The sequence below is a fragment of the Kribbella steppae genome, assembly GCF_004342025.1.
GTDB lineage: Bacteria > Actinomycetota > Actinomycetes > Propionibacteriales > Kribbellaceae > Kribbella > Kribbella steppae.
Window position 1 is genome coordinate 93,443 of record NZ_SLWN01000010.1, and the last position, 23,390, is coordinate 116,832.

17 protein-coding genes are annotated in these 23,390 nt (G+C 68.4%); 10 read left to right on the top strand and 7 right to left on the bottom strand.

The annotated features are described in order from the left end of the window. Positions 1-81 precede the first annotated feature (81 nt). Positions 82-966, top strand: coding sequence for a Gfo/Idh/MocA family protein (locus tag EV652_RS27930; protein ID WP_132212233.1), 885 nt, complete (start codon positions 82-84; stop codon positions 964-966). Here EV652_RS27930 and EV652_RS27935 read toward each other — a convergent pair. Next, positions 950-3,211, bottom strand: coding sequence for an outer membrane protein assembly factor BamB family protein (locus EV652_RS27935; RefSeq protein ID WP_242002055.1), 2,262 nt, complete (start codon positions 3,209-3,211; stop codon positions 950-952). The genes EV652_RS27930 and EV652_RS27935 overlap by 17 nt on opposite strands. A 90-nt stretch (positions 3,212-3,301) precedes the next feature. After that, on the bottom strand, positions 3,302-3,613 hold the full coding sequence (locus EV652_RS27940; protein WP_132212235.1) for an ArsR/SmtB family transcription factor: 312 nt from the start codon (positions 3,611-3,613) through the stop codon (positions 3,302-3,304). Between the two features lie 168 nt (positions 3,614-3,781). On the opposite strand from EV652_RS27940, the gene EV652_RS27945 reads away from it, so the two are divergent. The 6 genes from EV652_RS27945 (at position 3,782) to EV652_RS27970 (ending at position 13,888) form a co-directional block, all read left to right on the top strand. Next, the gene (locus EV652_RS27945; RefSeq protein ID WP_132212236.1) at positions 3,782-4,969 is read left to right on the top strand and encodes an MFS transporter; all 1,188 of its coding nucleotides are present in this window, start codon (positions 3,782-3,784) and stop codon (positions 4,967-4,969) included. Positions 4,970-5,038: 69 nt separating this feature from the next. After that, a complete protein-coding gene (locus EV652_RS27950) occupies positions 5,039-5,953 on the top strand; it encodes a MurR/RpiR family transcriptional regulator (RefSeq protein WP_132212237.1) in 915 nt (304 codons plus the stop codon). After that, entirely contained in the window at positions 5,950-8,604 is a 2,655-nt protein-coding gene (locus tag EV652_RS27955) for a family 20 glycosylhydrolase (protein ID WP_132212238.1), read from the top strand. The genes EV652_RS27950 and EV652_RS27955 overlap by 4 nt, the downstream gene beginning before the upstream one ends. A 10-nt stretch (positions 8,605-8,614) precedes the next feature. Then, on the top strand, positions 8,615-11,443 hold the full coding sequence (locus tag EV652_RS44750) for an alpha-L-fucosidase (RefSeq protein WP_199238441.1): 2,829 nt from the start codon (positions 8,615-8,617) through the stop codon (positions 11,441-11,443). Positions 11,444-11,474: 31 nt separating this feature from the next. Then, the gene (locus EV652_RS27965; protein ID WP_132212239.1) at positions 11,475-12,479 is read left to right on the top strand and encodes a hypothetical protein; all 1,005 of its coding nucleotides are present in this window, start codon (positions 11,475-11,477) and stop codon (positions 12,477-12,479) included. Further along, on the top strand, positions 12,476-13,888 hold the full coding sequence (locus EV652_RS27970; protein ID WP_132212240.1) for a hypothetical protein: 1,413 nt from the start codon (positions 12,476-12,478) through the stop codon (positions 13,886-13,888). The genes EV652_RS27965 and EV652_RS27970 overlap by 4 nt, the downstream gene beginning before the upstream one ends. On the opposite strand, the gene EV652_RS27975 is transcribed toward EV652_RS27970, so the two are convergent. From EV652_RS27975 to EV652_RS27995, 5 genes are all read right to left on the bottom strand, one after another. Then, positions 13,865-15,889, bottom strand: coding sequence for a HelD family protein (locus EV652_RS27975; RefSeq protein ID WP_132212241.1), 2,025 nt, complete (start codon positions 15,887-15,889; stop codon positions 13,865-13,867). The two genes, EV652_RS27970 and EV652_RS27975, sit on opposite strands and share 24 nt — an antisense overlap. Before the next feature lie 39 nt (positions 15,890-15,928). Further along, complete coding sequence (locus EV652_RS27980) at positions 15,929-16,726, bottom strand: phosphatase PAP2 family protein (protein WP_132212242.1); 798 nt, start codon at positions 16,724-16,726, stop codon at positions 15,929-15,931. A 152-nt stretch (positions 16,727-16,878) separates the two neighbouring features. Next, entirely contained in the window at positions 16,879-17,781 is a 903-nt protein-coding gene (locus EV652_RS27985; RefSeq protein ID WP_132212243.1) for a carbohydrate ABC transporter permease, read from the bottom strand. Next, positions 17,778-18,722, bottom strand: coding sequence for an ABC transporter permease (locus tag EV652_RS27990; RefSeq protein WP_132212244.1), 945 nt, complete (start codon positions 18,720-18,722; stop codon positions 17,778-17,780). The genes EV652_RS27985 and EV652_RS27990 overlap by 4 nt, the downstream gene beginning before the upstream one ends. Then, positions 18,723-20,345: a type 2 periplasmic-binding domain-containing protein gene (locus EV652_RS27995; RefSeq protein WP_132212245.1), complete on the bottom strand. Its 1,623-nt coding sequence runs from the start codon at positions 20,343-20,345 to the stop codon at positions 18,723-18,725. A gap of 47 nt (positions 20,346-20,392) precedes the next feature. Here EV652_RS27995 and EV652_RS28000 point away from each other — a divergent pair, with 47 nt between their 5' ends. The 3 genes from EV652_RS28000 (at position 20,393) to EV652_RS28010 (ending at position 23,347) form a co-directional block, all read left to right on the top strand. Further along, positions 20,393-21,472, top strand: a complete 1,080-nt coding sequence (locus EV652_RS28000; RefSeq protein WP_132212246.1) for a sialidase family protein — start codon at positions 20,393-20,395, stop codon at positions 21,470-21,472. A gap of 14 nt (positions 21,473-21,486) precedes the next feature. Beyond that, positions 21,487-22,446: a dihydrodipicolinate synthase family protein gene (locus EV652_RS28005; protein WP_242002056.1), complete on the top strand. Its 960-nt coding sequence runs from the start codon at positions 21,487-21,489 to the stop codon at positions 22,444-22,446. A 190-nt stretch (positions 22,447-22,636) separates the two neighbouring features. Further along, positions 22,637-23,347, top strand: a complete 711-nt coding sequence (locus EV652_RS28010) for a FadR/GntR family transcriptional regulator (protein ID WP_132212248.1) — start codon at positions 22,637-22,639, stop codon at positions 23,345-23,347. Positions 23,348-23,390: the final 43 nt, after the last annotated feature.

Sequence of the window (23,390 nt, forward strand, 5' to 3'; positions counted from 1 at the left end):
TCGAATCCGACCGATGCGATTGCGGCCCAGATCACACCGATCTGGCCTTGCGGGGGCAGGTGGCCTGGAGGGGAGGCATCGATGCGATTCGGCTTGGTGGGCACCGGTCCGTGGGCGAAGCTGACGCACGGACCGGGTTTGCGGGCCGCGGCGGACGCGGAACTGATCGGTGTCTGGGGCCGGGACGCCGGGAAAACCGCCGCGATCGCGGCCGACCTGGAGGTCCAGCCGTACGGCGACTACGCGGAGTTACTGGAATCGGTCGACGCGGTCGCGTTCGCGGTACCGCCGAAGGTGCAGGCGTCGATGGCGCTCGAGGCGGCCGCGGTGGGCAAGCACCTGCTGCTGGACAAGCCGGTCGCCACCTCGGTCGACGACGCCCGCGCGCTGGCCGACGAGGCCGCGGACGAGGGGATCGCGTCGGTGGTGTTCTTCACCCATCGGTTCGAGCCGCCGAGCCGGAAGTTCTTCGCCGAGGTCCAGGCCAAGGGCGGGTGGAAGGGTGGCTGGACCCGGATGCTGGCCGCACTCGATGCCCCGGACAACCCGTTCACGGACTCGCCCTGGCGGCGGGAGGAGCATGGCGCGCTCTGGGACATCGGGCCGCACGCACTGTCGAACCTGACCGTCATGCTCGGTCCGATCACCGATGTGACAGCCGTCGGCGGCGAGGGCGACCTGGTGCATCTGGTCGTCCGGCACGAGTCCGGTGCGACCAGTACGGCGAGCCTGTCGCTGTTCGCCCCACCAGAGGGCAGCAGCTTCGAGACCGGCATCTGGGGCGAGTCGGGTACGGCGTTCCTGCCGGACGGCTACTGGCCGCCGGAGGAGTCGTTCCAACTCGCCGTACACGAGTTGGTCGCTGCGGCTGAGTCAGGCGAGTCGCACCCGGTCGACGTCGCCTTCGGGGCCCGAGTGGTCGAGCTGCTGGCGTCCGCCGAGGAGCAGCTCAACGCAGCGCGATGACGGTGTCCGAGCCGGAGGCGAGCACCAGGTTGCCGATCGCGCGGACGTCGCGGCTGCAGGAGATGCCGGCGGGGAGACGGACCTGACGGTAGCCGCCCCGGCTGATCACATTCGCCCAGCAGGCGTCCGAGCCACGGCTGAACGAGATCACCCGGCCGTCGGCGGTGACGGTGACCTTCATCCGCGGGCTGACCGGTGCGCTCGTCTGCCAGGCGGTCTGACCGGTGGTGGCGTCGATCGCAGTGACCAGGGTCCGGCCGCCCTCGAGCTTCCTGGCGGCCGGGCAGTCCACCACGACCAGGTACCTGCCGGCCGCGTTGAGCAGGGTCCGGCACGCCCAGTTCCCCGGCACCGGCCACCGCCACTTGGTCTCGCCGGTCCGCGGCTCGATGGCGGTCAGAGCAGCGGGTACGTCGGAGTCGCCGCCGGGCTCGGCCACGACGACCAGACCGGCCACGACGACCGGCCGGCGGTAGTTGTCGCTGGACTCCTTGGTCCACAGCTTCTTGCCGGACTTCAGATCGAGGCCGACCATGTCGTCGGTTTCGTCACCGCAGCTGCGGCCGAGGAAGGTGACCACGGTGTCGGTGGTCGCGACAGCGCCGATACTGGTGCAGCGGCCGGGCTCGAACGTCCACCGGTCATTGCCGTCCGGGTCGACGCCGCGCAGCTTGTCGGAGCCGCGGGCGACACGTTCGCCGGTCAGCAGCGGGTCGGCTTGGTGGATCAGGTGGTCGCGGGTGCCGCCCGGCCAGGCGGCCTTGCGCTTGCCGGTGTTGGCGTCGAGGAGCAGGTAGCCGACGTCGGCGAACTCAGCGAGCACATAGTCGCCATTGCCGGTCGCTACGATCTCCGGCTTCTCGTCCGAGTCGGACCGGCTGTAGCGCCACCGCAGTACGCCGGTTGCCGCGTCGAGCATCTCGACCACACCGGACTGTCGGGGGATGGCGATGCCGTACCTGGTGCCGATTGCCTCCTCGGCGCCCGACCCCAGCATTGACTTGCTGACCCACGCGACGCTGCCGTCCAAGGTGGAGGCCGTGGCCTTCCCTGCTGGGCGGCGTGCATCCTCCACGCGCTCGTTGGTGCTCAGCACGTAGTTGCGGGCCAGCGGCTGGATGATCAGCAGGAGGACGAGTGCGACCACCGCAGGCACCGCTAGCCAGGCGAGGTGCTGGCCGAGGTTCCTCGAGGGGAGGAAGCGGGCAGTCCTGGTGCGGAGGAGTGAGGCGATCAGTGCGGCTGAGCCGGCCAGGAGGAGTAGGAGCAGAGCCGAGATGAGCAGCGGGACTCGAAGGCCAACGCCCAAGGCTGGGTTGACTCTTGGCACCTGAGCCCAGGCGACGAGCAGTCCGGTGACGGCGACAGCTACCACCGCGCCTGCGATGAGTCGTGAGCGTTGGCTGGCGCTGCGGGCGCACCGGAACAACACAGGTGCGCTGAGCAACGCGACGGCAGCCAGTACGACGGTTGGCCAGCCGACCTCATCCTCGGCGGCCGGGACTTCCCAGGAGGCGCCCGCCGCGGCGATCGCGACGACTGCGGAGGCGATCGCGCTGAAGGTGGCTGTTGCGGTGAGTGCGGCCTGCTGCCAACCACGCCAGGGTGCCGGGAGCTCACTGTCCAGTCCGGCGAGCTCTGTCTCGAGGTTGACGCGTGCGACCGGGCTGAGGCGTTGCCGGGCCAGCTGGGTCCGGTAGAGGTGGCCGTCGAGCAGTTCGCGGACCTCGTCGTACCGGTGCTCGAGGGCGGACTTCCGGTCGGTGGCGTCACGCCGTACCTCTGAGATGTGGACGGCGTACCGGCTGGGGTCGGCGGCGAGGATGGCGTTGACGGCGTCGAGCAGTACGTCGCCGTTGGCGTCGCGCCGGGGCGGTGCGTAGGCGTCGGGCGGTGGTGCGGCCAGGTCGCCGGTGAGGCGGATCAGACGGGCGGCCTCGGCGATGCGGATGGGTGGTACGCCGTACTGCGGGAGGAGCTCCTCGGCCAGTACGGCGGAGGCCTCGGCGTCCTCGGCCGGAGTGCCACCGGGCTCGTGCACGGCCCGGTGGAACCAGGCGGCCAGCCGCACGGAGGTGGGGTCGGTGGAGAGCTGGATGAGCGAGTCGAGCGCGGTCAGGACGATGTCGAGGTAGTAGTCGCGGTACGCGCGGCGATTGCGGTCGACGTACCGGGCGACCAGCTCGTCCGCAAGCCGCGCCGAGCCGGGCACCAGCCCGTCCCACCTCGCCCGCAGCTCCACCACTGCCACAGTTTGCCAGTTGCACCCCTCAGCAAACGCTCGATCTCCCCACCGAGACCTTGCGGTTCCCGCCCAAGCCCGCGTCAGCGTGCCCTAGCGGCGGGCGGTCAGGATGCCGGTGAGGAGGCCGGGGTAGAGGGTGTCGAGGTCTTCGCGGCGCAGCGAGCTGATCCGGCGGGTGCCTTCGGTGTGGGTGGTGAGGACGCCGGCCTCGCGCAGGATGCGGAGGTGGTGGGCGCGGGTGGAGGCGGTCACCGGGAGCTCGATCTCGCCGCACGCGATGCCCTCGGGGGCGTCGGCCAACGCCCGGATGATCTGCAGCCGGACCGGCTCGCCGAGGGCCTGCAGCACCGCCTCGACGCGGATCTCGTCACGCGCCGGCTGCGGTAGAGCCTTCCTACTCATCGTCGTCCTCGCTTCGCTCCGGGCGCCGACGAGGCACGAGCTGGGCTGTGCTTGACGATGAACTCGCTTCGCTCGTTCATGGGCCCATCATACGACGCCGGTCGAAGTTTGATGAACTTCGTAGTACGATCTTCGTCGAACTACCAATCCTCGTTCGGAAGGTCCTCGATGTCCGCACGGATCTACCTGCTCGGCGCCGGCGCGTTCGCGGTCGGCACCAGCGCGTACGTCGTGTCCGGCGTACTGCCCGACGTCAGTTCCGAGCTCCACGTCTCGCTGACGGCCGCGGGCCAGCTCGCCACCGCATTCTCCCTGGCGTACGCCGTCGGTGCGCCGATCCTGTCCACGCTGACCGGCCGGTGGGAGCGCCGTACCCTCCTGATCGCCGCACTCGTCCTGGCAGCGCTGGGCAACCTCATAGCCGCCGTCGCCACCGACTACCCCGTACTGATCGTCGGTCGGGTCGTGGCCGCCTTCGGAGCCGCGGTCTACACGCCTGCGGCCACCCTGTTCGCGACAGGCCTGCTGCCGCCGGAGGAGCGCGGTAGAGCCGTCGCGATCGTGTTCGGCGGTCTCACCTTCGCCCTGGTGCTCGGCGTACCGGCCGGGACCCTGCTCGGCCCCGTCCTCGGTTACAAGGGCGTCTTCGCTCTGATTACCGTCGTCGCCGTGCTGGTTGCCATCGCCGAGCGCTCCGCACTGCCGAAGGTGGATGCGCCGCCTGTGGTCAGCCTGCGAGAACGGTTCGCCGGCGTGACCGACCGCCGGGTGCAGACCGTACTGGCGATGTCGGTCCTCGGAGTCCTCGCCGCGTTCAGCGTCTACATCTACGTCGTGCCGCTACTGAAGGAGACCGTGCACCTCGGTGGCAGCGCAGTGGGGATCTTGCTGCTCGTCTACGGGCTGGGCGCCGTGGCGGGCAATCTGCTCGGCGGCCGGGCGACTGACCGCTTCGGCAGTCTCCGGACCCTGTACGGCGTCCTGCTCGGCAGCATCGTGATGGTCGCGACTCTGGACCTGACGGCGACGACTGTGGTCGGCGCTGGTACTGCACTGTTCCTGTGGGGCATGTTCACGTGGGCGTTCAATCCGCCGATTCAGAACCTGCTGCTCGAACTCGGTGGTGGCCTGCTGATCTCGCTGAACGCATCTGCGATCTACCTGGGCGCCGGACTGTCCGCTGTAGTCGGCGGACTGGTCATTCAGCTGGTCGGGATCACCTATCTGCCCTTGATCGCGGCAGTGCTCGACGTGGCCGTGCTCGGCCTGCTCGTCACCCTGCGGCGCGATCCGGCGCTCCAGCGGGTCGAGCACTTGGAGGAGGAAGAGCAAGTCCTCGCTGCGGTTGCGGACTAGCTCTTGACACTGCTCCGGCACTGACGCAGTGTTTCATCGATCCGCCCCATCGGTGAATGGATGATTCACATGCCCGAACCCGCTGCACCGCAGCCGCCGTCGGATATCGCGGACCGGGTTCGGGCGACACTGCCGCGGCTGACCGGTGCGCTGCGGCTGGTCGCCGACACCGTGCTCGCGGAGCCGGAGATCGTGGCCGAGCTGTCCACCGCGGCGCTGGCGGAGCGGGCCGGGGTGTCACAGGCGAGCGTGACCCGGTTCGCCCAGGCGATCGGGCTCGCGAGCCACCAGCAGTTGCGGATCGCCGTCGCGACCCAGCTCGGCCGCGCGACCGTCCCCGGCTGGAGCACCGACCTCGGTCCGGTCATCGCCGACGACGACACGGTCGGCCGGGTCGCGACGGTGGTGGCGAACGCCGACATCCGGGCCATCACCCAGACCGTCGACCAACTCGACCTCGAGGCTCTCGACCGGGCCGCGCATGCCCTCGCCTCCGCCCGACGGATCGACGTGTACGGCGTGGGCGGCAGCTCGACCATCGCCGCCGAACTGGAGATGCGGCTGTTCCGGATCGGCGCGCAGGTCCGGGCCTGGCCCGAGATCCACGGTGCGGCCACCTCCGCCGCCTTGCTCACCGACGCCGACGCCGTGGTCGCGATCTCCCACTCCGGCGCGACCGCCGAGGTCCTCGAACCGGTCGAGCTCGCCCGCGATCGGGGCGCGACCACGATCGGCATCACCAGCGATCCGCGGTCGCCGCTGGCCGGCGTGGTCGACGAGGTGCTGACCACGGCCGTGCTCGAGACCTCGTTCCGCAGCGGCGGTCTGGCCGCGCGGCACTCCCAGTTGGTCGTCACCGACTGCCTCTACATCCGGGTCGCCCAGCTGACCTCGGACCGCGCCGGCCAGGCGATCGATCTGACCGAAGACATCAGCGCCAAACACTCCGTCCGAACTCGCCGCCACCGAGGAGACCGACGATGAAGTCCCGCCTGATCCCTGTGTTGCTCACCGCCTTGATAGCAGCAGGACTGGTGAGCACACCGGCTACTGCTGAACCGGCTGCGCCTACTCCCAAGACGATCCCGGCTCTGACCGGTTGGCAGTCGGCGGCCGGTACGTTCCAGCTCACCCGCCAGAGCCGCATCCTGGTGGAGCCAAGTCAGACGGCGGTGCACGACGACGCCGCCACCTTCGCCGCCGACGCGAAGGAGCTCACCGGACGCGTTCTCCCGGTCGTCCGCAGTACGTCGGCCGGGCTTGCGGGCGATCTGGTCGTGCGGCTCGACCCGGCCCGGGCGGATCTCGGGGCTGAAGGCTACGAGCTGACAGTCGGGAAGACCGTCGCCATCACCGCGAAGACCGACGCGGGTGCGTTCTACGGCACCCGGACCGTCCTGCAGTTGCTCAAGACCACGACGATCCCGGCCGGGAGCGTCGTCGACGTACCGGCGTACGCCGAGCGTGGGGTCGGTGTGTGCGCGTGTTTGATCAACGTGTCGATGGCGTGGTTCGAGCGGTTGGTGAGGGACGCGGCGTACCTGAAGCTCAATCAGCTGTGGGTCGAGCTGAAGGTGAAGAGCGACACGCATCCCGAGTCGGTCGAGTGGGGCTACTACACCAAGCCTCAGATCGCTGCCCTGCAACAGCTTGCGGACCGCTACCACGTGACGATCGTGCCGGAGGTCAACTCTCCCGGCCACATCGAGCCGTGGATCCGCAACCGGCTGGATCTGCAGCTCACCGACAACGCAGGCCAGAAGCAGGTCAGCCGGCTCGACATCACCAAGCCCGAGGCGTTCGAGTTCCTGACCGACATCATCGACGAGAACCTGAGTGTGTTCCGTACGCCGTACTGGCACATGGGAGCCGATGAGTACATGCTCGGCTCGGACTACGCCCGCTACCCACAGCTGCTCGCGTACGCCCGGGAGAAGTTCGGGCCGGACGCCGTACCGCAGGATGCGTTCGTCGACTTCATCAACCGGATCAACGCCCATGTGAAGGCGAAGGGCAAGACGTTGCGGATCTGGAACGACGGCATCACCACCGCGGCCACGGTTCCGCTGGATCGCGACATCATCGTCGAGCACTGGCTCGGCAGCGGCGTGAAGCCGAGTGCGCTGCTCGCCGAGGGGCGTCAGGTGATGAACGCGGCGTACGCGCTCTACAACGTCCGCGGCGGCTTCAAGACCAACGCCCAGCAGCTCTACACCTCCGGCTGGACGCCGCTGAAGTTCGACGGTGAGACGGTTGCTGACCGCAACGGAATCACCGGCGCCAAGATCACCCTCTGGCCGGACAACGGGTCCGGCAACACCGAGAACGAGATCGAGGCCGAGGTCCGGATGCCGCTGCGCTTCATCGCGCAGGCGACCTGGGGCTCGCCCCAGCCCGACCCGGACTACGCCGCCTTCACCGCCCGGGCGGACGCGGTCGGCCGAGCTCCCGGCTTCGACAACGTCAACCGCACACCTGTCACCGCAGGCACCTATTCGCTGGCTACTGGCGGTAAGTTCCTCGGCCCCAAGGACAACACCGAAGGCGCGCCGCTCACCTTGGGCGGGACCGAGTCGGCCTGGGATGTCACTCCGACGACCGACGGCTACTACACGCTGACCAACCTGGCCTCCGGCCGCTGCGCCGAGTCCCGCCTCGGGACCCGCTACCTCAACACACCACTCGAGCCTGGTACGGCGATCACCGCGCAGACCTGCGACACGACCAACCGCCTGCAACGGTGGCAACTGGCGAAGTCTGGCGATCGCATCACGCTGGTCAATGCGATCACTCGAATGGTCGCCACCTTCGATGGCAGCGGCCTGATCCAGCAGATCCCGGACGGCCACAGCCCGGCTCCGCTCACCATCACGCCCGTGGTCCGGTCCACCGCCGCTGTTGACCGTCAGACGGTCACGCCGGGCACCGCTGCCACGCTGACCGTCACCGTCACCAACACGACCAAGACAACTGCGACCGACATCACCGTCACGCCGTCCGCCCCGGCCGGCTGGAACATTGCCCCTAGCAAGCAATCCGTCGACGCCCTCGCCCCGGGCGCCACGAAGGAGTTGTCGTTCACCGCGACTCCACCGGCCGATGCCCCCGCGTCCACGGTCGCTCTCGGTGCGGTCACGTCGTACATGCAAGGACGTGCAACGCATCAGCTGGCGACGACGGCCGGCGTACGACTGAGTTGTGTGCCGGAAGCAAGTAGTCCGGTGGCGGTCACGTACGTCGACAGCGAGGAGACGGCTGGGGAGGACGGCCGCGCGGTGAACGCGATCGACGGGAACCCGGCGACGTTCTGGCACACCGAGTGGTCGGCCAGTCAGCCCCCGCCGCCGCACGAGATCCAGCTCGACCTGGGTTCGACGAAGTCGGTCTGCGCGGTCACGTACCAGACCCGGCTGAACGCGACGAACGGGCGGATCGCGGACTACGAGATCTACCTGAGCACCGACGGTACGAACTGGGGACAGCCGGTGGCCAAGGGCACGTTCGCGAACAGCCCGGATGCCAAGTGGGTGCCGATCGCCGCGACCACCGCTCGCTATCTGCGGTTGGTCCAGTTGTCCGAGGCGAGCGGGAACCCGTTCGGTACCGCTGCCGAGATCACCGTCGACGCGAAGTGAGGACGATGTCATGCGAGCAACCGCCGTCCTGCTCGCCACTGCCTTGGCGGCGAGTGCGTTGACCGGTGTCCCGGCCCAGGCTGCCGCTCCCGACGTACTGAACGTCTCGTTCGGTGGTTCGTTCTCGAGTGGCAACACCTACACGGCCGCGACCGGTGAGGTGATGGGTGGCACGCTCACCCGCCGGTCGGGTGCCGAGTCACTCGACCCGGCCCGTGGTGTCGTCCTCGGCGGCGGGGCAGATGGCGTCCGGTTCCAGCCGAGTACGGCGCTCAGCGGTGGCGACGTCCAGCGGTCGTTCCTGATCGAGACGGCGTACACACCGGACGCGACCCAAGGCAACCTCGCCACGATCACTGCGATCGGTGGTGCGATCTTCGGTCGCTACAACGGCACGAATCTGCAGTACGGCTTCAGCGTCGAGAGCGGTGGTGAGTGGCGCGATGTCGTCCAGAGCGTCCCGGTGCCGTCGGCGGGTGAGCAGCACGTACTCGCGCTGGCTTATGAGGTCGGCGGTGGCGGTGCGACGCTGCACGCGTTCCTGGACGGGCAGCAGTTGCCGGCCGCGGTCAGTACTGATGGGGACGCGACCTGGCATCCGGACGCCGGTGCGGACATCGGGCTCGGTAACGAAGTACACCCGTCGGCCTTGCAGCGCGGGCTCGAGGGCTCGATCCGGCAGGTGAGGTTGGCGACCTTCGCCGGCGCCTTCAACCCGGCCGATCTGAAGCTGGCCCGCCCGGTGGTCTCGACCGCGAAGGTCAGCGTCGGGTTCGAAGGCCAGATCGGTGCTGACGGCAACTACCAGCCGGCGCTCGGCGAGCGGGCCGATCCGGCACCCTCGATCAGCGGAGGCGTCGTCCCCGAACCCGGTCGGCTCCGGCTCTCCGGTGACTCGGCGGTCAGGTGGGACGCCTCCGGCCTTCCGGAAGACAGCGGGGTCCTGGCGGAGACCGTCTTGTCCCCGGATGTCCTCCGCCCAGGCGTCCAGTTGATCGACCTGCTCGGCATTGCCCAGTTGGTCGTCGGCCAGGACGATGTCGAGCTCAAGGCGGGTGGCCAGACCGTCCCAATCGAGCTACCGGTTCCGTCGGTCAAGGAGGGGGTGCGCTACTACTACCTCGGTCTGGCGATCGAGAACGGCGACACCGTCACTGTGCTCACCGGTGCGTCCGCTGTACGACGTACTGTCCCCGTCGCAACGTCCAACGGCCAGGTGCGGTGGCTGGTCGGGGCACGGGGGATGGCGTATGGCGTTGGTGTCAGCACGTTCCTCGGCAAGCCGCCGTCCGAAACGAAAGGGCTGCAGGCGTTGCCGTGTGTCGTAGGCAGGCTGGAGCCCGGGCGCACGCAGCCGGTGGCGGAGGGGGAGTGTGTGACCTCCCTGGTGGCCAAGGCCTCGGCGATCCGGCCTGACGCGCGGCAGGTTGCGTGGCAGCGGATGGAGCAGACTGCGTTCCTGCACTTCGGCGTGAACACCTTCACCGGACTGGAGTGGGGTCACGGCGACGAGGACCCGGACCTCTTCCGGCCGACTGGTCTCGACACCGATCAGTGGGCCCGGACACTGCGTGACTCCGGCTTCAAGCTGGCCATCCTCACTGTGAAGCACCATGACGGCTTCCTGCTCTACCCGTCCCGCTACAGCAAGCACAGCGTCGCCGCCAGCTCGTGGGAGGACGGCAAGGGTGACGTGGTGCGGGCGTTCGTCACGTCGATGCGCAAGTACGGCCTGAAGGTCGGGCTCTACCTGTCACCTGCGGACGAGAACCAGTACCTTGACGGCGTCTACGCCAACGGCAGTGCGCACACACCACGGACCATCCCGACCCTGGTGCCCGGTGACGACCGGGAGGGCCGCGACCTGCCGCAGTACACGCTGACCGCGTCGGACTACGGCGCCTACATGCTCAACCAGCTGTACGAGCTGCTGACCGAGTACGGGCCGGTGGACGAGGTGTGGTTCGACGGTGCGCAGGGCCGGATCCCACCGGACAAGGTGGAGACGTACGACTTCCCCAGCTGGTACACGCTGATCCGTGAACTCGCGCCGCAGGCCACGATCGCGGTGAGCGGACCGGATGTGCGCTGGGTCGGCAACGAGTCGGGACTGGCGCGGCCGGACGAGTTCAGCGTCGTACCGACGATCACGAAGCCCAACGGCTCACCCGACTACGCACTCGGGTACGCCGCCGCCGACCAGGGCAGCCGGAAGGCGTTGCTGGCCGGGCGGGACGCTGGTGCGACCGAGCTGGCCTGGTGGCCGGCGGAGTCGGACGTGTCGATCCGTGAGGGCTGGTTCCACCACCCCGAGCAGGAGCCGCGGTCAGTGGAGCAGCTGACCGACATTTACTACAAGTCGGTCGGCCGGAACTCGGTGCTGCTGCTCAATATCCCACCTGACCGTCAGGGCCGGTTCGACGAGCGTGACGTGACCAGACTGGCCGAGTGGAGGGCCCGACTGGCCGCGGAGATGCCTAGCGACCTGGCTCGGGAGGCCCAGGCGACCGGTGACGGCGTGAGCCCGCGGGCGGCGATCGACGGCAACCCGGACACGTCCTGGCGGAACCCGGGGACAGGCACGCTGGCACTCACGCTGCCGAAGCCGGCGACGCTGCGCAGGGTCTCACTCGGCGAGGACATCCGGTTCGGCCAGCAGATCGAGAGCGGTGTGGTCGAGGTACGGACGGCTGACGGCTGGCAGCAGGTGGCGACCTTCGGAGCGGTCGGGCAGCGGCGCATCCTGACCCTGGACAGCCCGGCGACCACCACGGAGCTCCGGGTGCGGATCACCCAGTCCAGGTCGAAGGTGAGACTCGCAACTGTGTCTGTTTTCTGAGTCGGACGGGGCTTAGGGCAGGCTAGCGCCCATGCGTCTTCTGGCCGTGCTGCTGCTGCTCACGTCTACGGTGACCGGTCCGAACGACCCGACGCCGGTTGTCGACGGATGGAAGACGTCACCGGTGTACGTCGATCCGACCCAGCGCTCACTCGTCCCGGACGAGGCTGCGGAGGAGCTGGCCGATCGAGTCAAGGACCATGAGCCGGTCATCCGGATCGCCGTGGTGCCGGCTGAGGCACTCAACGACGGGAGGCGGGACCGGACCGACTCCGCCCGGGCGTACGTGGAGTCGGCCGTCGACAAGCAGGCGGCGGACGGGATCTACCTGGTCGTGTTCGGTGGCGCGGTCACCTGGGGGAGTGCCGTCGGGGTCGACACCCCGATCGCCGACATCCTGACCGACGAGCTGCGTAAGCACAGCCGGTCCGACGCGGTCGGCACGCTCAACGGGGTGCTGGACCAGCTCGACGTACCGAAGGCCTCGTCTGGTCCGCCGGCCTGGTTGTGGCTGATGGCGGTCCTGTTGGTGCTCCTGGTCGGCGGGTGGTTCGGACTGCGCTGGTGGAGGTCCCGGCCTGACGAAGGGCCGGCGCTGTACCGGCCGTCGTACGACGTACTGCCGGACGAGGCGGACACGCTGAAGGAGCGGCAGGCGCTGGCGCGGGAGGACGTCACGCGGTTCGGGGAGGAACTGGATACGGCGGACGTGCGTCTGGACGGCGTGGACACCACGGCAGACGTACAGGCGGCGATGGATGCGTACGCCGACGCGGGCCGGGTGGTCGACGGTGAGCCCGACGACGAGCAGTTGCGTGGAGTGCGGGCGACGGTCGGGTACGGCCGCTGGCGGCTGGCCTCCGCACAGGCGCGGATCGCAGGGAAGCCCGCACCTCCATGGCGGGCTCTCTGCTTCTTCAACCCCGCTGATGGCATCTCGGTGACGGACTGGACGTACACACCAACCGGTGGGAAGCGCCGCGAGGTCCCCATCTGCGCTGCCTGTCAGGACCGCCTCTCGAGAGGGACACGATGAAACGTCTGCTCGGAGCGATCGCGCTGGTCGCCGCCGCCGTTCTGCCGGCCGCACCCGCTCACGCGGCTGAGGACCCGGACGCGTACATGAACACCGTGGCCGGACAGCTCGGTGAGCCCGGTGTCTGGGTGGACCCCGACGTCGACGGGCTGACGGCGTCGGAGGCCGCGGAGCTGGACCGGGCTGCCAAGGCGGCCGGTGCGCCGATGCGAATCGCGGTGATCCCGGCCGCGAGGATCAACGTCGCCAAGTCCACGTACTACTCGACCCCCGCCTGGGAGGGTGAGGAGATCGCCGACCAGCTGTACGACCGCGTCGGTGTCGAGGGTGTGTACGCCGTCCTGGTGGACGCGACGTCGGAGTCCAAGGGTCGCGGGTTCCACGCCGTACAGCGGGCTGACCACGGGCCGACGTACCACGTGGAAGACGCGGTGGACCAGGCGGTGGACTGCTGTGCGCCGGACTACGAGGACATGCTGGTCCGGTTCATCGAGCGGGCGCAGGACGTGGACAAGCCGTTCTACGTCGACGCAGCGCCGTACGCCGGTGGTGTGGGCGGGCTGATCGGGCTCTGGTGGGGTCTGACCGCGCTGGGTGCCCGGCGGACGCGACGGAAGGACGAGAAGGAGCACCTCGAGGTCATCCGGCCCCTGCTGAACGAGGAGATCATCGCGCTGTCGCAGCAGGTCTCCGCATTGCCGACGACGTCCGACCCGCAGCAGTCCAAGCTCTCCAAGGACGTCCTCGACACGGTCGAGAAGGCGAGGCACCGGCTGGACGAGGCCAGAGGTGACGCCGACATCGAGGCCGTGACCACGCTGCTCGGATCTGCCCGCTACGGACTGGTCTGCCTCGAGGCGATTCGCGCCGGGGAGCCGATCCCGGAGCCGACGGCGCCCTGCTTCTTCGACCCGCGTCACGGGCCTAGTGCGGCCGCGGTCGAGTGGCAGCCGGAGCGGGGGAGCGTCCGCGAAGTCTCCGTCTGCTCGGCCTGCAAGCAGCGGGCCGACGCCGGACAGAAGCCTGAAGTCCGGATGGTGGAGCAGTGGGAAGGCCGCCTGCGGCCGTACTGGATGGTCGGCGAGGACATGGCCGCGTACATCGACGGCTACTGGTCGCAGGGTGACGGCCGCCGCTGGTGGTTCCCGGACGACGATGCGCGTCGTACTGCGGACCGGATGCGGACTCGCTGGCACTCACGTCGCCCTGGTGCCCGGCTCAGACTCTGGGGCTCCGACGTGGGCAGCTCGGTCAGTAGCTGGTCGTCGTCCTCGTCCAGTGGTTCAGATGACGACAGCTGGTCGAGCGGGAGCTCGAGGAGACGCTCCTGGTCCTCCCGCACTCGCTCGAGCGGTGGAGGCTCGTCCCGCCGCTCGTCGCGGCGGTCAGGCGGCTCCCGCCGTTTCTAGGACCACTGGCAGGTCCTCACTGTGCAGGACCGCCAGCGACGTGACCGCACGGGTGAGGCAGACGTAGAGGCGGCGGAGGCCGGTGCGTTCGTCGGCCTCACCCGCGACGATGCCGGCCGGCTCGACCAGGACCACGTGGTCGAACTCGAGACCCTTGGCCAGGGAGGCCGGTACGACGTCCAGATGCGCGTCGACGTCGTCCTCGTCGCCCAGCACCGAGAACACGATTCCCTTGTCCTGCAAGGCTTTCCGGGTAGCTGTCACCAGTGCGTCCGGCACGATCAGTCCGATGGAGCCGAGGCGCGTCGACACCTCCTCGACCGTCGACACGGCTGCGGTGAGGCTGTCCGGTACGCGCGTGATGGTGAGCTCACCGCGCGCCCGACGTACTGCGGTCGGCGGCGTGAGGTGCGGTGCGATCGACGGTAGGAGGCGGGCGGCGTACTCGATCACTTGACCGGGCACACGGAAGCCTGCGGTCAGCTCCTCGGTGTGAGCGCCGGTCTTGCCCAGGTGCTTGAGCGCCTCGTCCCAGGACGGCGTGGCCCAGGGTGTGGTGCCCTGTGCGATGTCGCCGAGGACTGTCATCGATCCGGTCGAGCACCGACGCCCGACCGCGCGCAGCTGCATGGCTGACAGGTCCTGCGCCTCGTCCAGGACCACGTGCCCGAGTGACGGCGTACGGTCGACCAGATCGGCGACCTCGTCGATCAGAGTGGCATCGGCCACGGACCACTTCGCGGCACCGGCTGACCGGGGTGCCTTGTCCCAGAGCAGCAGCGCCTGCTCCTCGGTCGTCAGGATCCCGTCGGCGTGCTCGGCCAGCAGCTCCGGGTCGGTGAACAGCCGGAAGACCAGCTTGGCCGGGTCCACAGCCGGCCAGAGCGCCTCGGCGTACTGCTTCACCGGACGGCTCCGCGCCACCGCATCCTGCACCCGGTCGTCCGGGGAGTCACCGGCCGCCTCCATCCGCAGCAGGACGGCGTGCGCCAGCCGCTGCGGCAACATCGCGCGGCCCGCGCCGTACCGGACACCACGGGTCCGCAGCTCGTTGACCAGCTCCTCCGCCTGGTACGCCGCAACCCGCCAGCGATGCGACCCTCGCGGCACGACCAGAGCCTCCTTCGGCAGCTGCACCTGCGACCACACGGCCCGGTGCAGCACCTCCGCCATCCGGGCATCGCCCTTCAGTACGTCGACCGCCGCGGCACCCGGCCCGGCGACGCGCACCCGCGCGACCAGCTCCTCGACGGTCGTCTGCTTCGCCTCGATCTCACCTAGCGCGGGGAGGACGTCACCGATGTAGCGCAGGAAGCTGGCGTTCGGCCCGACCACAAGCACTCCGGCCCGGCTGAGCTGGTCCCGATAGGCATAGAGCAGGTACGCCGCTCTGTGCAGGCCGACCGCGGTCTTCCCGGTCCCGGGTGCTCCCTGGACACAGATGGTGTCGTCGACACCGGCCCGGACGATCACGTCCTGCTCGGGCTGGATGGTCGCCACGATGTCGCGCATGGGCCCTGAACGCGGGCGCTCGATCTCAGCGTCCAGGATGTCGCTGTGCTCGTCGGGCGCCGCGGCCGAGGTCAGGTCCTCGTCCTCGAAGGCGGTCATCTCGCCATGCGTGAACCCGAACCTGCGCCGGACGCCGACACCCATCGGCTCGGTCCGGCTGGCCCGGTAGAACGGCACCGAGATGTCCGCCCGCCAGTCCACCACCAGCGGCTCGCCCAGCGCGTCGTTCACGTGCCGACGGCCGATGTGGAACGTCTCCGTGGTCGGCTCGAGGTAGTCCAGCCGGCCGAAGAACAGCGGGACCTCGGGGTCGTCCTCGAGTTCCTTCATCCGCCGCCAGATCGCGGCCTTCAGAAACTCCTGGTTGACCCGGTCCGCGCTGTGGATCTCCAGTGCGCCGGTCTTCTCCCGCATCACCGCGAGCGCGACGCGGGATGTCTTCAGATGGTCCTTCTCGGCCTGGAGGGTGTCGGTCGTATCTGCGGGCACAGCGAACCTCCGGCAAGGGGTGTGGGAAGCCCGGCCACGTTACTTGAGCACTTGGCGGAGGGAAACCGAATTACGCGCCCGCAGCCGGTCCTCGTGCAGGCCCGGGCGGAGCAGCAGCGGCAGGCTGGCCGCGAGCAGGAGCAATGCCACGATCCCGTCCAGCCAGTAGTGGTTGGCCGTCACCACGACCACCCCGAAGGTGATGATCGGGTGGGCCAGCCACAGCCAGCGCCACTTCGACCGGGTGATCAGGATCATCGACAGCGCGATCAGCGCGGCCCAGCCGACGTGCAGGCTGGGCATCGCGGCGAACTGGTTCGCCACCCCGCCGGAGCGCTCCACGCCGTAGACCGACTGGCCGAACTGCAGGCCGGTGTCGACGAAGCCGGCCATCATCCGCGGCGGCGCGAGCGGGAACACGATGTGCCCGACCAGTGCCAGCGCGGTGACCGACACGATCGTCCAGCGGACATGCGTGTAGGCCCTCGGCCGCCAGATGCTCAGCCAGAGCAGGACCGCGGCGGTCAGTGGTGCGTGGACGCTGGCGTAGTAGAGGTTCGCCCCCTCGACCAGCTGAGGAATCTTCAGCGCCGCCTGCTGGATCGAGGCTTCGTTCGGCAGGTGCAGCCAGTTCTGCAGGGCGAGGATCTCGTGGGCGTGGTCGAACGCGGAGCCCGTGTGCTTCGCGGCGACCTGCCGGCCGAGACTGTAGACGAGAAACAAAGTGGCCAGCAGAACCGCTTCTCGTATGACCCGCCAGACGACAGGCCCGGACCTCGTGTCCCGCCCCTCGCCGTCCCCACCGATCCCCACCCGCTCCAGCGCCTGTGTCCCCATCTTTTCGACGGTACCTGGCCTTCCCCCAGGATTGGCCCAGGAGGAACCCTGGCGTTGCCCTGGGCAACCCCGGAGCGACCGTTCGTGACGCGTCCGTCACGCCGTCGCGACCATCCCTTGACGGTCGCGACGACCAGCTTCTGGACGGTCGATCAGCCCTTCACGGCGCCGGTCAGCACGCCCTTGGCGAAGTGCCGCTGCAGGAACGGGTAGATGATCAGGATCGGCACGATCGAGACGACCAGGATCGCCATCTGGATCGACGCCTGTGGCGGGAGCAGTTCGGTGCCGAGCTCGGCACTGCCCAGTTGGGTGTCGTTGATGACATACGTGCGCAACACCAGCTGCAACGGCCACAGCTTGCTGTCGTTCAGGTACAGCAAGGCGCTGAAGAACGCGTTCCAGTACGCGACCGCGTAGAACAGCCCGATCACCGACAGCACCGCCTTGGACAGCGGCAGAACGATGTAGCTGAAGGTCTTCAGCTCACCCGCACCGTCGATCCGGGCGCTCTCGGTGATCTCGTTCGGCAGGTTCATGAAGAACGCACGCAACACGATCACGTTGAACGCGCTGACCATCGTCGGCACGATCAGCGCCCAGATGCTGTCCAGCAGCCCGACACCCTTCACCACCAGGTACGTCGGGATGATGCCGGGGGAGAACAACATGCTGAACAGGATCACCAGCAGGATCGGCCGCCCGGCCGTGAACGACGGCCGGGACAGCGCGTAGGCGAGCAGGCAGGACACGGTGAGGCTGAGCGCCGTACCGACCACCGTCACGAACACGCTCACGAACAGCGCCTGGGTCACCACGCCGCCGGCGAACAGCGACTGGTAGGCGGCGAAGTTGACCGACTCCGGGAACAGGACCAGCCCGCCGGACTCGTTGATCTGCTTGTTCGGCGCCACACTGGTCGAGATCACCCCGACGAACGGGATGATCACCACCGCGCAGAACACCAGCAGGACGAGACCCTTGAAGGCCCGCATCGGCCAGGACGGCATCGGTACGCCGTTGACGATTCGGCGTTGAACGGTCTTGGGACTCATCGCTGGTACACCCCCTGCTCGCCGAAGATGTGCGCCACCTTGTTCGCCGCCAGCACCAGCGCGACGCCGACGAGACCCTTCACCAGGCCGACCGCGGCGGCCACGCCCCAGGCGCCACCGATCACGCCGTTGTTGTAGACGTAGGTGTCCAGTACTTCGCTGATGTCCCGGCCGACCGCTTGTTGCTGCAGGATGATCTGCTCGAAGCCGACGGTGAGCGAGTCGCCGAGCCGCAGGATGAACAGCAGGATGATGATCCCGCGCAGCCCCGGCAGCGTGACGTGCCACAGCTGCCGCATCCGGCTCGCGCCGTCGACACTGGCCGCCTCGTAGAGCTGTGAGTCGATCTGGGACAGCGCCGCCAGGAACAGGATCGTCGCCCAGCCGGTGTCCTTCCAGATGATCTGCGACGTCAGCAGCACGTGGAACAGTTCGGAGTTCCCGATGATGTTGATCGTGGCCAGGTCGTGCGACCGCAGGTAGTTGTTCAGCAACCCGCTGCCGCCGAGCATCTGCTGGAACAGTGCGACCACGATCACCCAGGACATGAAGTGCGGCAGGTAGAGGATGCTCTGCGCGATCCGTTTGATCCGCTCCGAGAACAGCGAGTTCAGCAGCAGGGCGAGCAGGATCGGCGCCGGGAACACGAAGATCGACTGCAGGCTGGTCAGGATCAGGGTGTTCTTCAGCGCCCGCAGGAAGGCCGGGTCGCCGTTGAAGATCACCCCGAAGTTCGCCCAGCCGGACCAGTCGCTGCCACTGATGCCGAGGAACGGCTGGTAGTCCTTGAACGCGATCACGTTCCCCAGCAGCGGCACGTAGTGGAACGCGATGATCAGCGCGGTCCCGGGCAGTGCGAACAGCAGCAGCACCCTGTCCCGGAGCAGCCGTTGCCCCAGGCTCAGCTGCTGCTGCGGTCGCGTTTTGGATCGCTGGAGCATCTACTTCCCTGCCGCGTCGGTGAAGGCCTTCTCGAGCTCGGAGCGCATCGTGTCGCCGCCCGAGGACTTCCAGGTCTGGACCGCCGCCGTCCAGTCCGACACCGGCTTCTTGCCCTGCACGATCTGGCCTTCCAGGTCGGTCATCGTCTTGGCCAGCTGCGTCTGCTTCTTCGACTGCGTGTCGGAGTAGAGCCCGTACGACGCGTCGTACACGAGCCGGTCGGCCACCTTCTGCTGGATGGCGTGCTGCTTCTGCGGTACGTCGGGCTTGCCCGCCCAGTAGAGCGCCAGCGCGGAGTCGCTGATGTACTGCAGGCCGATACCGGTCTCGACCACACCGGTCTTGGTCGGCACCGGGTCGGTGCCCTGCAACGCGTAGTGGCGGCCTGCGACGCCGTACTTGCGGAACAGGTACTCCTCGGTGCCGAACGGCGCGGCCATCCAGTTGGCGATCTTCAGCAGCGTGTCGGCCGAGTGCTTGCTGTCCTTGCTGAACGAGGTGATGTTGTTCAGCGCCGAGCCCATCCAGGGCGCGCCCTCACCGCTGTCGAAACCGGGGACGTCGAGCATGTTCACCGCGAACGCGTCACCGGCGGTGTTGTCGGAGTAGTACTGGTTCCAGGCGACGAAGCTGTCGTAGTCGAAGGCGGCGATCCCGCCGTTGAACCACTGCTTGCGGGCGCTGGCCTTGTCGTTGAACGCGTCCGGGTTGATCACGCCGGCCGCGACCATCTTGCGGCCCGCCTCGAGTGCCTCGAGCTGTGCCTCGTGCTCGTACATCGAGGTGAACTTGCCGCCCTCTTCCTTCCAGACGTTCGGGATCGCGAGCATCTGCCGGATCGTCGACAGCGGCACCCGGGTCCAGGCCCACTTGTTCTGCTTGGCCGCGGTCATCTCCTTGGCCAGGTCGAAGAACTCCTGGAAGTTCTTCGGCGCAGGGTCCTTGATGCCCTTCGCGGCGAGCAGGTCCGCGCGGTAGAGCGGCAGGGACGTCCGGGACATCCCGCGTGGCACCGGTACGCCGTAGATCGCGCCGTTGAAGACGCAGCCCTTCCAGTACTCGGTCGGGATGTTCGCCAGGAACGGGTACTTCTTGACCGCGTCGCCGGACAGCTGCTCGGTCAGGTCCATGCACTTGGCCTTCACCAGACCGGGGATCTGCACGGTGTCGACCGGGATGTTCAGGATGTCGGGCAGGTCGCCGCCGGCGATCCGGGTGGCGAACTTGTCCTTGTACTCGTCGTTCGACGCCATGCTGATCTGCAGCTCGGAACCGAGCCGCTCGTTCACGGCCTGCCAGAACTGGTTCTTGTCCACCGCCGGCGGGATCGCACCGGGGATGTTCGTCATGAACGTGATCGGCTTGCCGTCACCCGGCACCTCGGTGATCGCCCGGGTCGGATTCGCCGGGTACTTCAGGAAGCCGTCCAGGACGACGTCCGTGCCGGGCAGGTCGGGCTTGATGTCGCCGTACTTGGTATAGGTCGGTAGTTTCACGGCCAGGTTGGCGGCGGCCGAGTTCTTCTTGTCCGAAGCACACCCCGCCAGCAGCGGCGTACCGGTGACCGCGACAGCGGCGGCGGCCAGACCACCGCCGAGGAATGTTCTTCTGCTGACTGGCATGAGTCCTCACTTCCATCGGAGGGCCACACCATGACATAGTACGTCCTATGTCTTCAAGAGTCGGCGCGGTGGAAATCGCCGGAGCTGTGTTCGATCCGGCCGGCAGCGGCTATCACACGTTCCGGATCCCGTCCGTCCTGGCGCGGGGCGAGCTGGTGCTCGCCTTCTGCGAGGGACGGCTGCACGGATCTGGCGACGCGGGCGAGATCGAGGTCGTGCTGCGCCGCTCACTCGACGGCGGACGGACCTGGCTGCCGCTGCAGGTCGTGTCCGCGGTTCCCGGCAAGACGTGCGGCAATCCGGTGCCGATGATCGACCCAGCGAGTGGCGACATCGTGCTGGTCACGGTGCAGAACGGCGCTCACGCGGTGGAGATGTCGCTGGCCCGCGGGACCGATCCAGAGTCCGGTCGCCGGGTGTTCGTCCAGCGCTCGGCAGATGACGGCGCGACCTGGAGCCCGACCGAGGAGATCACCGCGCAGGTCAAGCCGGCCGACTGGGGTTGGTACGCGACCGGGCCGTGCCACGGCATCGCGCTGACGACCGGTCGTCTCGTCGTACCGGCGAATCACTCCTTCGTGCCGGATGCACCTGTCGACGATCTGATCCGGTTGAACGGCGGCCACTGCATCGTGAGCGACGACGGTGGTGTCACGTGGTCGGTCGGCTTCGTCGATCGCAACGACGGTCCGGAGATCAACGCGAACGAGACGGCTGTCGCCGAGCTGCCGGACGGGCGGTTGTACTTCAATGCCCGCAACCACCAGGGGACCGGGCCGGCGCGTGTGCACGCTTGGTCTTCGGACGGCGGTACGACGCTCGACGCGCCGTACACCGGGATTCCGGAGATCACCGCGCCGGGCATCCAGGGGAGTGTGCTCGCGCTGCCTGACGGCCGGCTGCTGTTGTCGACGCCGGTCAACCCGTCGAGCCGCCGGGAGCTGACCGTCTTCGTCAGTGCGGACTCCGGGCAGTCGTGGCGGCCCGGTCTGGTCGTGCACCCGGGCATGGCCGGCTACTCCGATCTGGTGCTGCTGGCCGACGGCCGGGTTGGGATCTTCTACGAGGCCGGTGAGACCTCGTCGTTCGCAACCCTGCGCTTCGCCTTCTTCGATTCCGCCTTATGACGTTGGGAGACCCCTTGACCGACCCCGCCCACGACCCCGCCCAGGACGCAGCCCGGTTGACCGGCGTCGTACCGCCGCTCGTCACCCCGCTCACGCCCGAGCTCGACGTCGACACCGCATCGCTGGCCCGGTTGATCGATCATCAGTTGACCGGCGGTGTGGACGGGGTGTTCGTGCTCGGCACCTCCGGTGAAGGCACGTTCCTGACCGACGAACAGCGGCAGGTCGTGCTGGAGACCACCGTGGCGGAGGTGGCAGGTCAGGTGCCGGTGCTGGCCGGTGTCATCGACACGTCGACCGCCCGGTCCGGTGCGCATCTGTCGGCCGCGTTGAAGGCCGGCGTGGACGGTCTGGTCGCGACCGCGCCGTTCTACGCCGCCACGCATCCGGCCGAGATCGAGAGGCACTTCGTGCGGCTGGCCTCGCTGGCCGGAGACACGCCGCTGTACGCGTACGACATCCCGCCGCGGGCCGGTGTGAAGCTGCCGGCATCGCTGATGATCGAGCTGGGTCAGCGCCGTGTCATCGCGGGGGTGAAGGACTCCAGCGGGCAGGAGGCGAGTCTGCGTCGGTTGGTGCTGGATCGGCGGGACGCCGGGCTGTCCGGGTTCGCGATCATGACTGGGTCCGAGGTGACGGTCGATTCCTCGCTGGCCTTCGGCGTCGACGGCGTCGTACCAGGGTTGGGGAACGTGGATCCGGCCGGGTACGTGCGGTTGTACGACGCGGTGGCCGCCGGGGACCTGGGTGCGGCGCGGGCCGAGCAGGACCGGCTGATCCGGCTGTTCGAGATCATCGACGTGGCGGATCGGAACCGGATGGGGGCGAGTTCGGCCGCGTTGGGTGCGTTCAAGGCCGGGCTGTACCTGCTCGGTGTGATCGCGTGCCCGGTGACGGCGTACCCGTCGATTCCGCTCGACGAGGCCGAGATCGCCGCCGTCCGCCCCTTGCTGGACCGCGCCGGATTACACTGAGCGGTCTTAGGTCGTGTCTGGTGATCCCACGCCTACTGCGCGGCACTCGGCACGGCACCTCGCCGCACTGGCGCAAAGGCCACGATGCTCCGCTTCGAGACCTTCGCTCCAGCACGCCGATGCACCGCACCGAGCACCTGCTCGCTACGGCGCGGGATCACCAGACACGACCTGGACGAGGAGGCCGGCAGTGACAACGGGTGGGCTCAGCCGGGCACGGGGTGCGGCGGGGAATCAGTCCTTCATCCGCGACCAGATGAAGTCGTACATCCTGGAGCGCGGGCTGAAGGCGGGTGACCCGCTGCCCAACGAGCAGGAGCTGATGGCTCAGCTCGGGGTCGGACGGCACCCGTTGCGCGAGGCGATGAAGGCGCTGCAGGCGGTCGGCATCATCGAGATCCGGCACGGCTACGGCACGTACGTCGGCGAGGTATCACTGCAGTCGCTGGAGGATGGGCTCGCCTTCCGGATGTCGCAGTCGATGGCCGGCGACCTCCGCGACGTCCAGAACGTCCTCGAGGTCCGCCAGGCCATCGAGGTCGGCCTGGCCGACGACGTGGTCGCCCACTTCACCTCCCACGGGTACGACTCGTTGGAGCCGATCGTCGAGCGGATGGAAGCCAAGGCCGAGTCCGGTGAGTACTTCCCGGACGAGGACTGGGCCTTCCACCAGGCGCTGTACGAGCCGCTGGGCAACGCGTTGGTGATCGACCTGCTCAGCGTCTTCTGGCGCACGTTCGCGCAGGTCGACGTACGCCTGCCAGGCGCCCGCTACTCACCCGCGGACGCTGCCACCTGGCACCGCGACCTCCTGAACACCCTGCAAACCGGCGACTCGGACGCCTTCGCCCACTCGATGAAGAAGCACTTCCACGGCATCCACAGCCGCCTCGACGACTGACACCGTGCAGTCCGACAGGACGTATACCTCCACTACTGGGTGA

Coding starts and splice junctions, on each gene's coding strand:
- EV652_RS27955 (WP_132212238.1), top strand. CDS start 5,950: ATGAAGTCCCGCCTGATCCCTGTGTTGCTCACCGCCTTGATAGCAGCA.
- EV652_RS27985 (WP_132212243.1), bottom strand. CDS start 17,781: ATGAGTCCCAAGACCGTTCAACGCCGAATCGTCAACGGCGTACCGATG.
- EV652_RS27930 (WP_132212233.1), top strand. CDS start 82: ATGCGATTCGGCTTGGTGGGCACCGGTCCGTGGGCGAAGCTGACGCAC.
- EV652_RS27965 (WP_132212239.1), top strand. CDS start 11,475: ATGCGTCTTCTGGCCGTGCTGCTGCTGCTCACGTCTACGGTGACCGGT.
- EV652_RS27950 (WP_132212237.1), top strand. CDS start 5,039: ATGCCCGAACCCGCTGCACCGCAGCCGCCGTCGGATATCGCGGACCGG.
- EV652_RS27970 (WP_132212240.1), top strand. CDS start 12,476: ATGAAACGTCTGCTCGGAGCGATCGCGCTGGTCGCCGCCGCCGTTCTG.
- EV652_RS27940 (WP_132212235.1), bottom strand. CDS start 3,613: ATGAGTAGGAAGGCTCTACCGCAGCCGGCGCGTGACGAGATCCGCGTC.
- EV652_RS28000 (WP_132212246.1), top strand. CDS start 20,393: ATGTCTTCAAGAGTCGGCGCGGTGGAAATCGCCGGAGCTGTGTTCGAT.
- EV652_RS44750 (WP_199238441.1), top strand. CDS start 8,615: ATGCGAGCAACCGCCGTCCTGCTCGCCACTGCCTTGGCGGCGAGTGCG.
- EV652_RS27995 (WP_132212245.1), bottom strand. CDS start 20,345: ATGCCAGTCAGCAGAAGAACATTCCTCGGCGGTGGTCTGGCCGCCGCC.
- EV652_RS27945 (WP_132212236.1), top strand. CDS start 3,782: ATGTCCGCACGGATCTACCTGCTCGGCGCCGGCGCGTTCGCGGTCGGC.
- EV652_RS27980 (WP_132212242.1), bottom strand. CDS start 16,726: ATGGGGACACAGGCGCTGGAGCGGGTGGGGATCGGTGGGGACGGCGAG.
- EV652_RS27990 (WP_132212244.1), bottom strand. CDS start 18,722: ATGCTCCAGCGATCCAAAACGCGACCGCAGCAGCAGCTGAGCCTGGGG.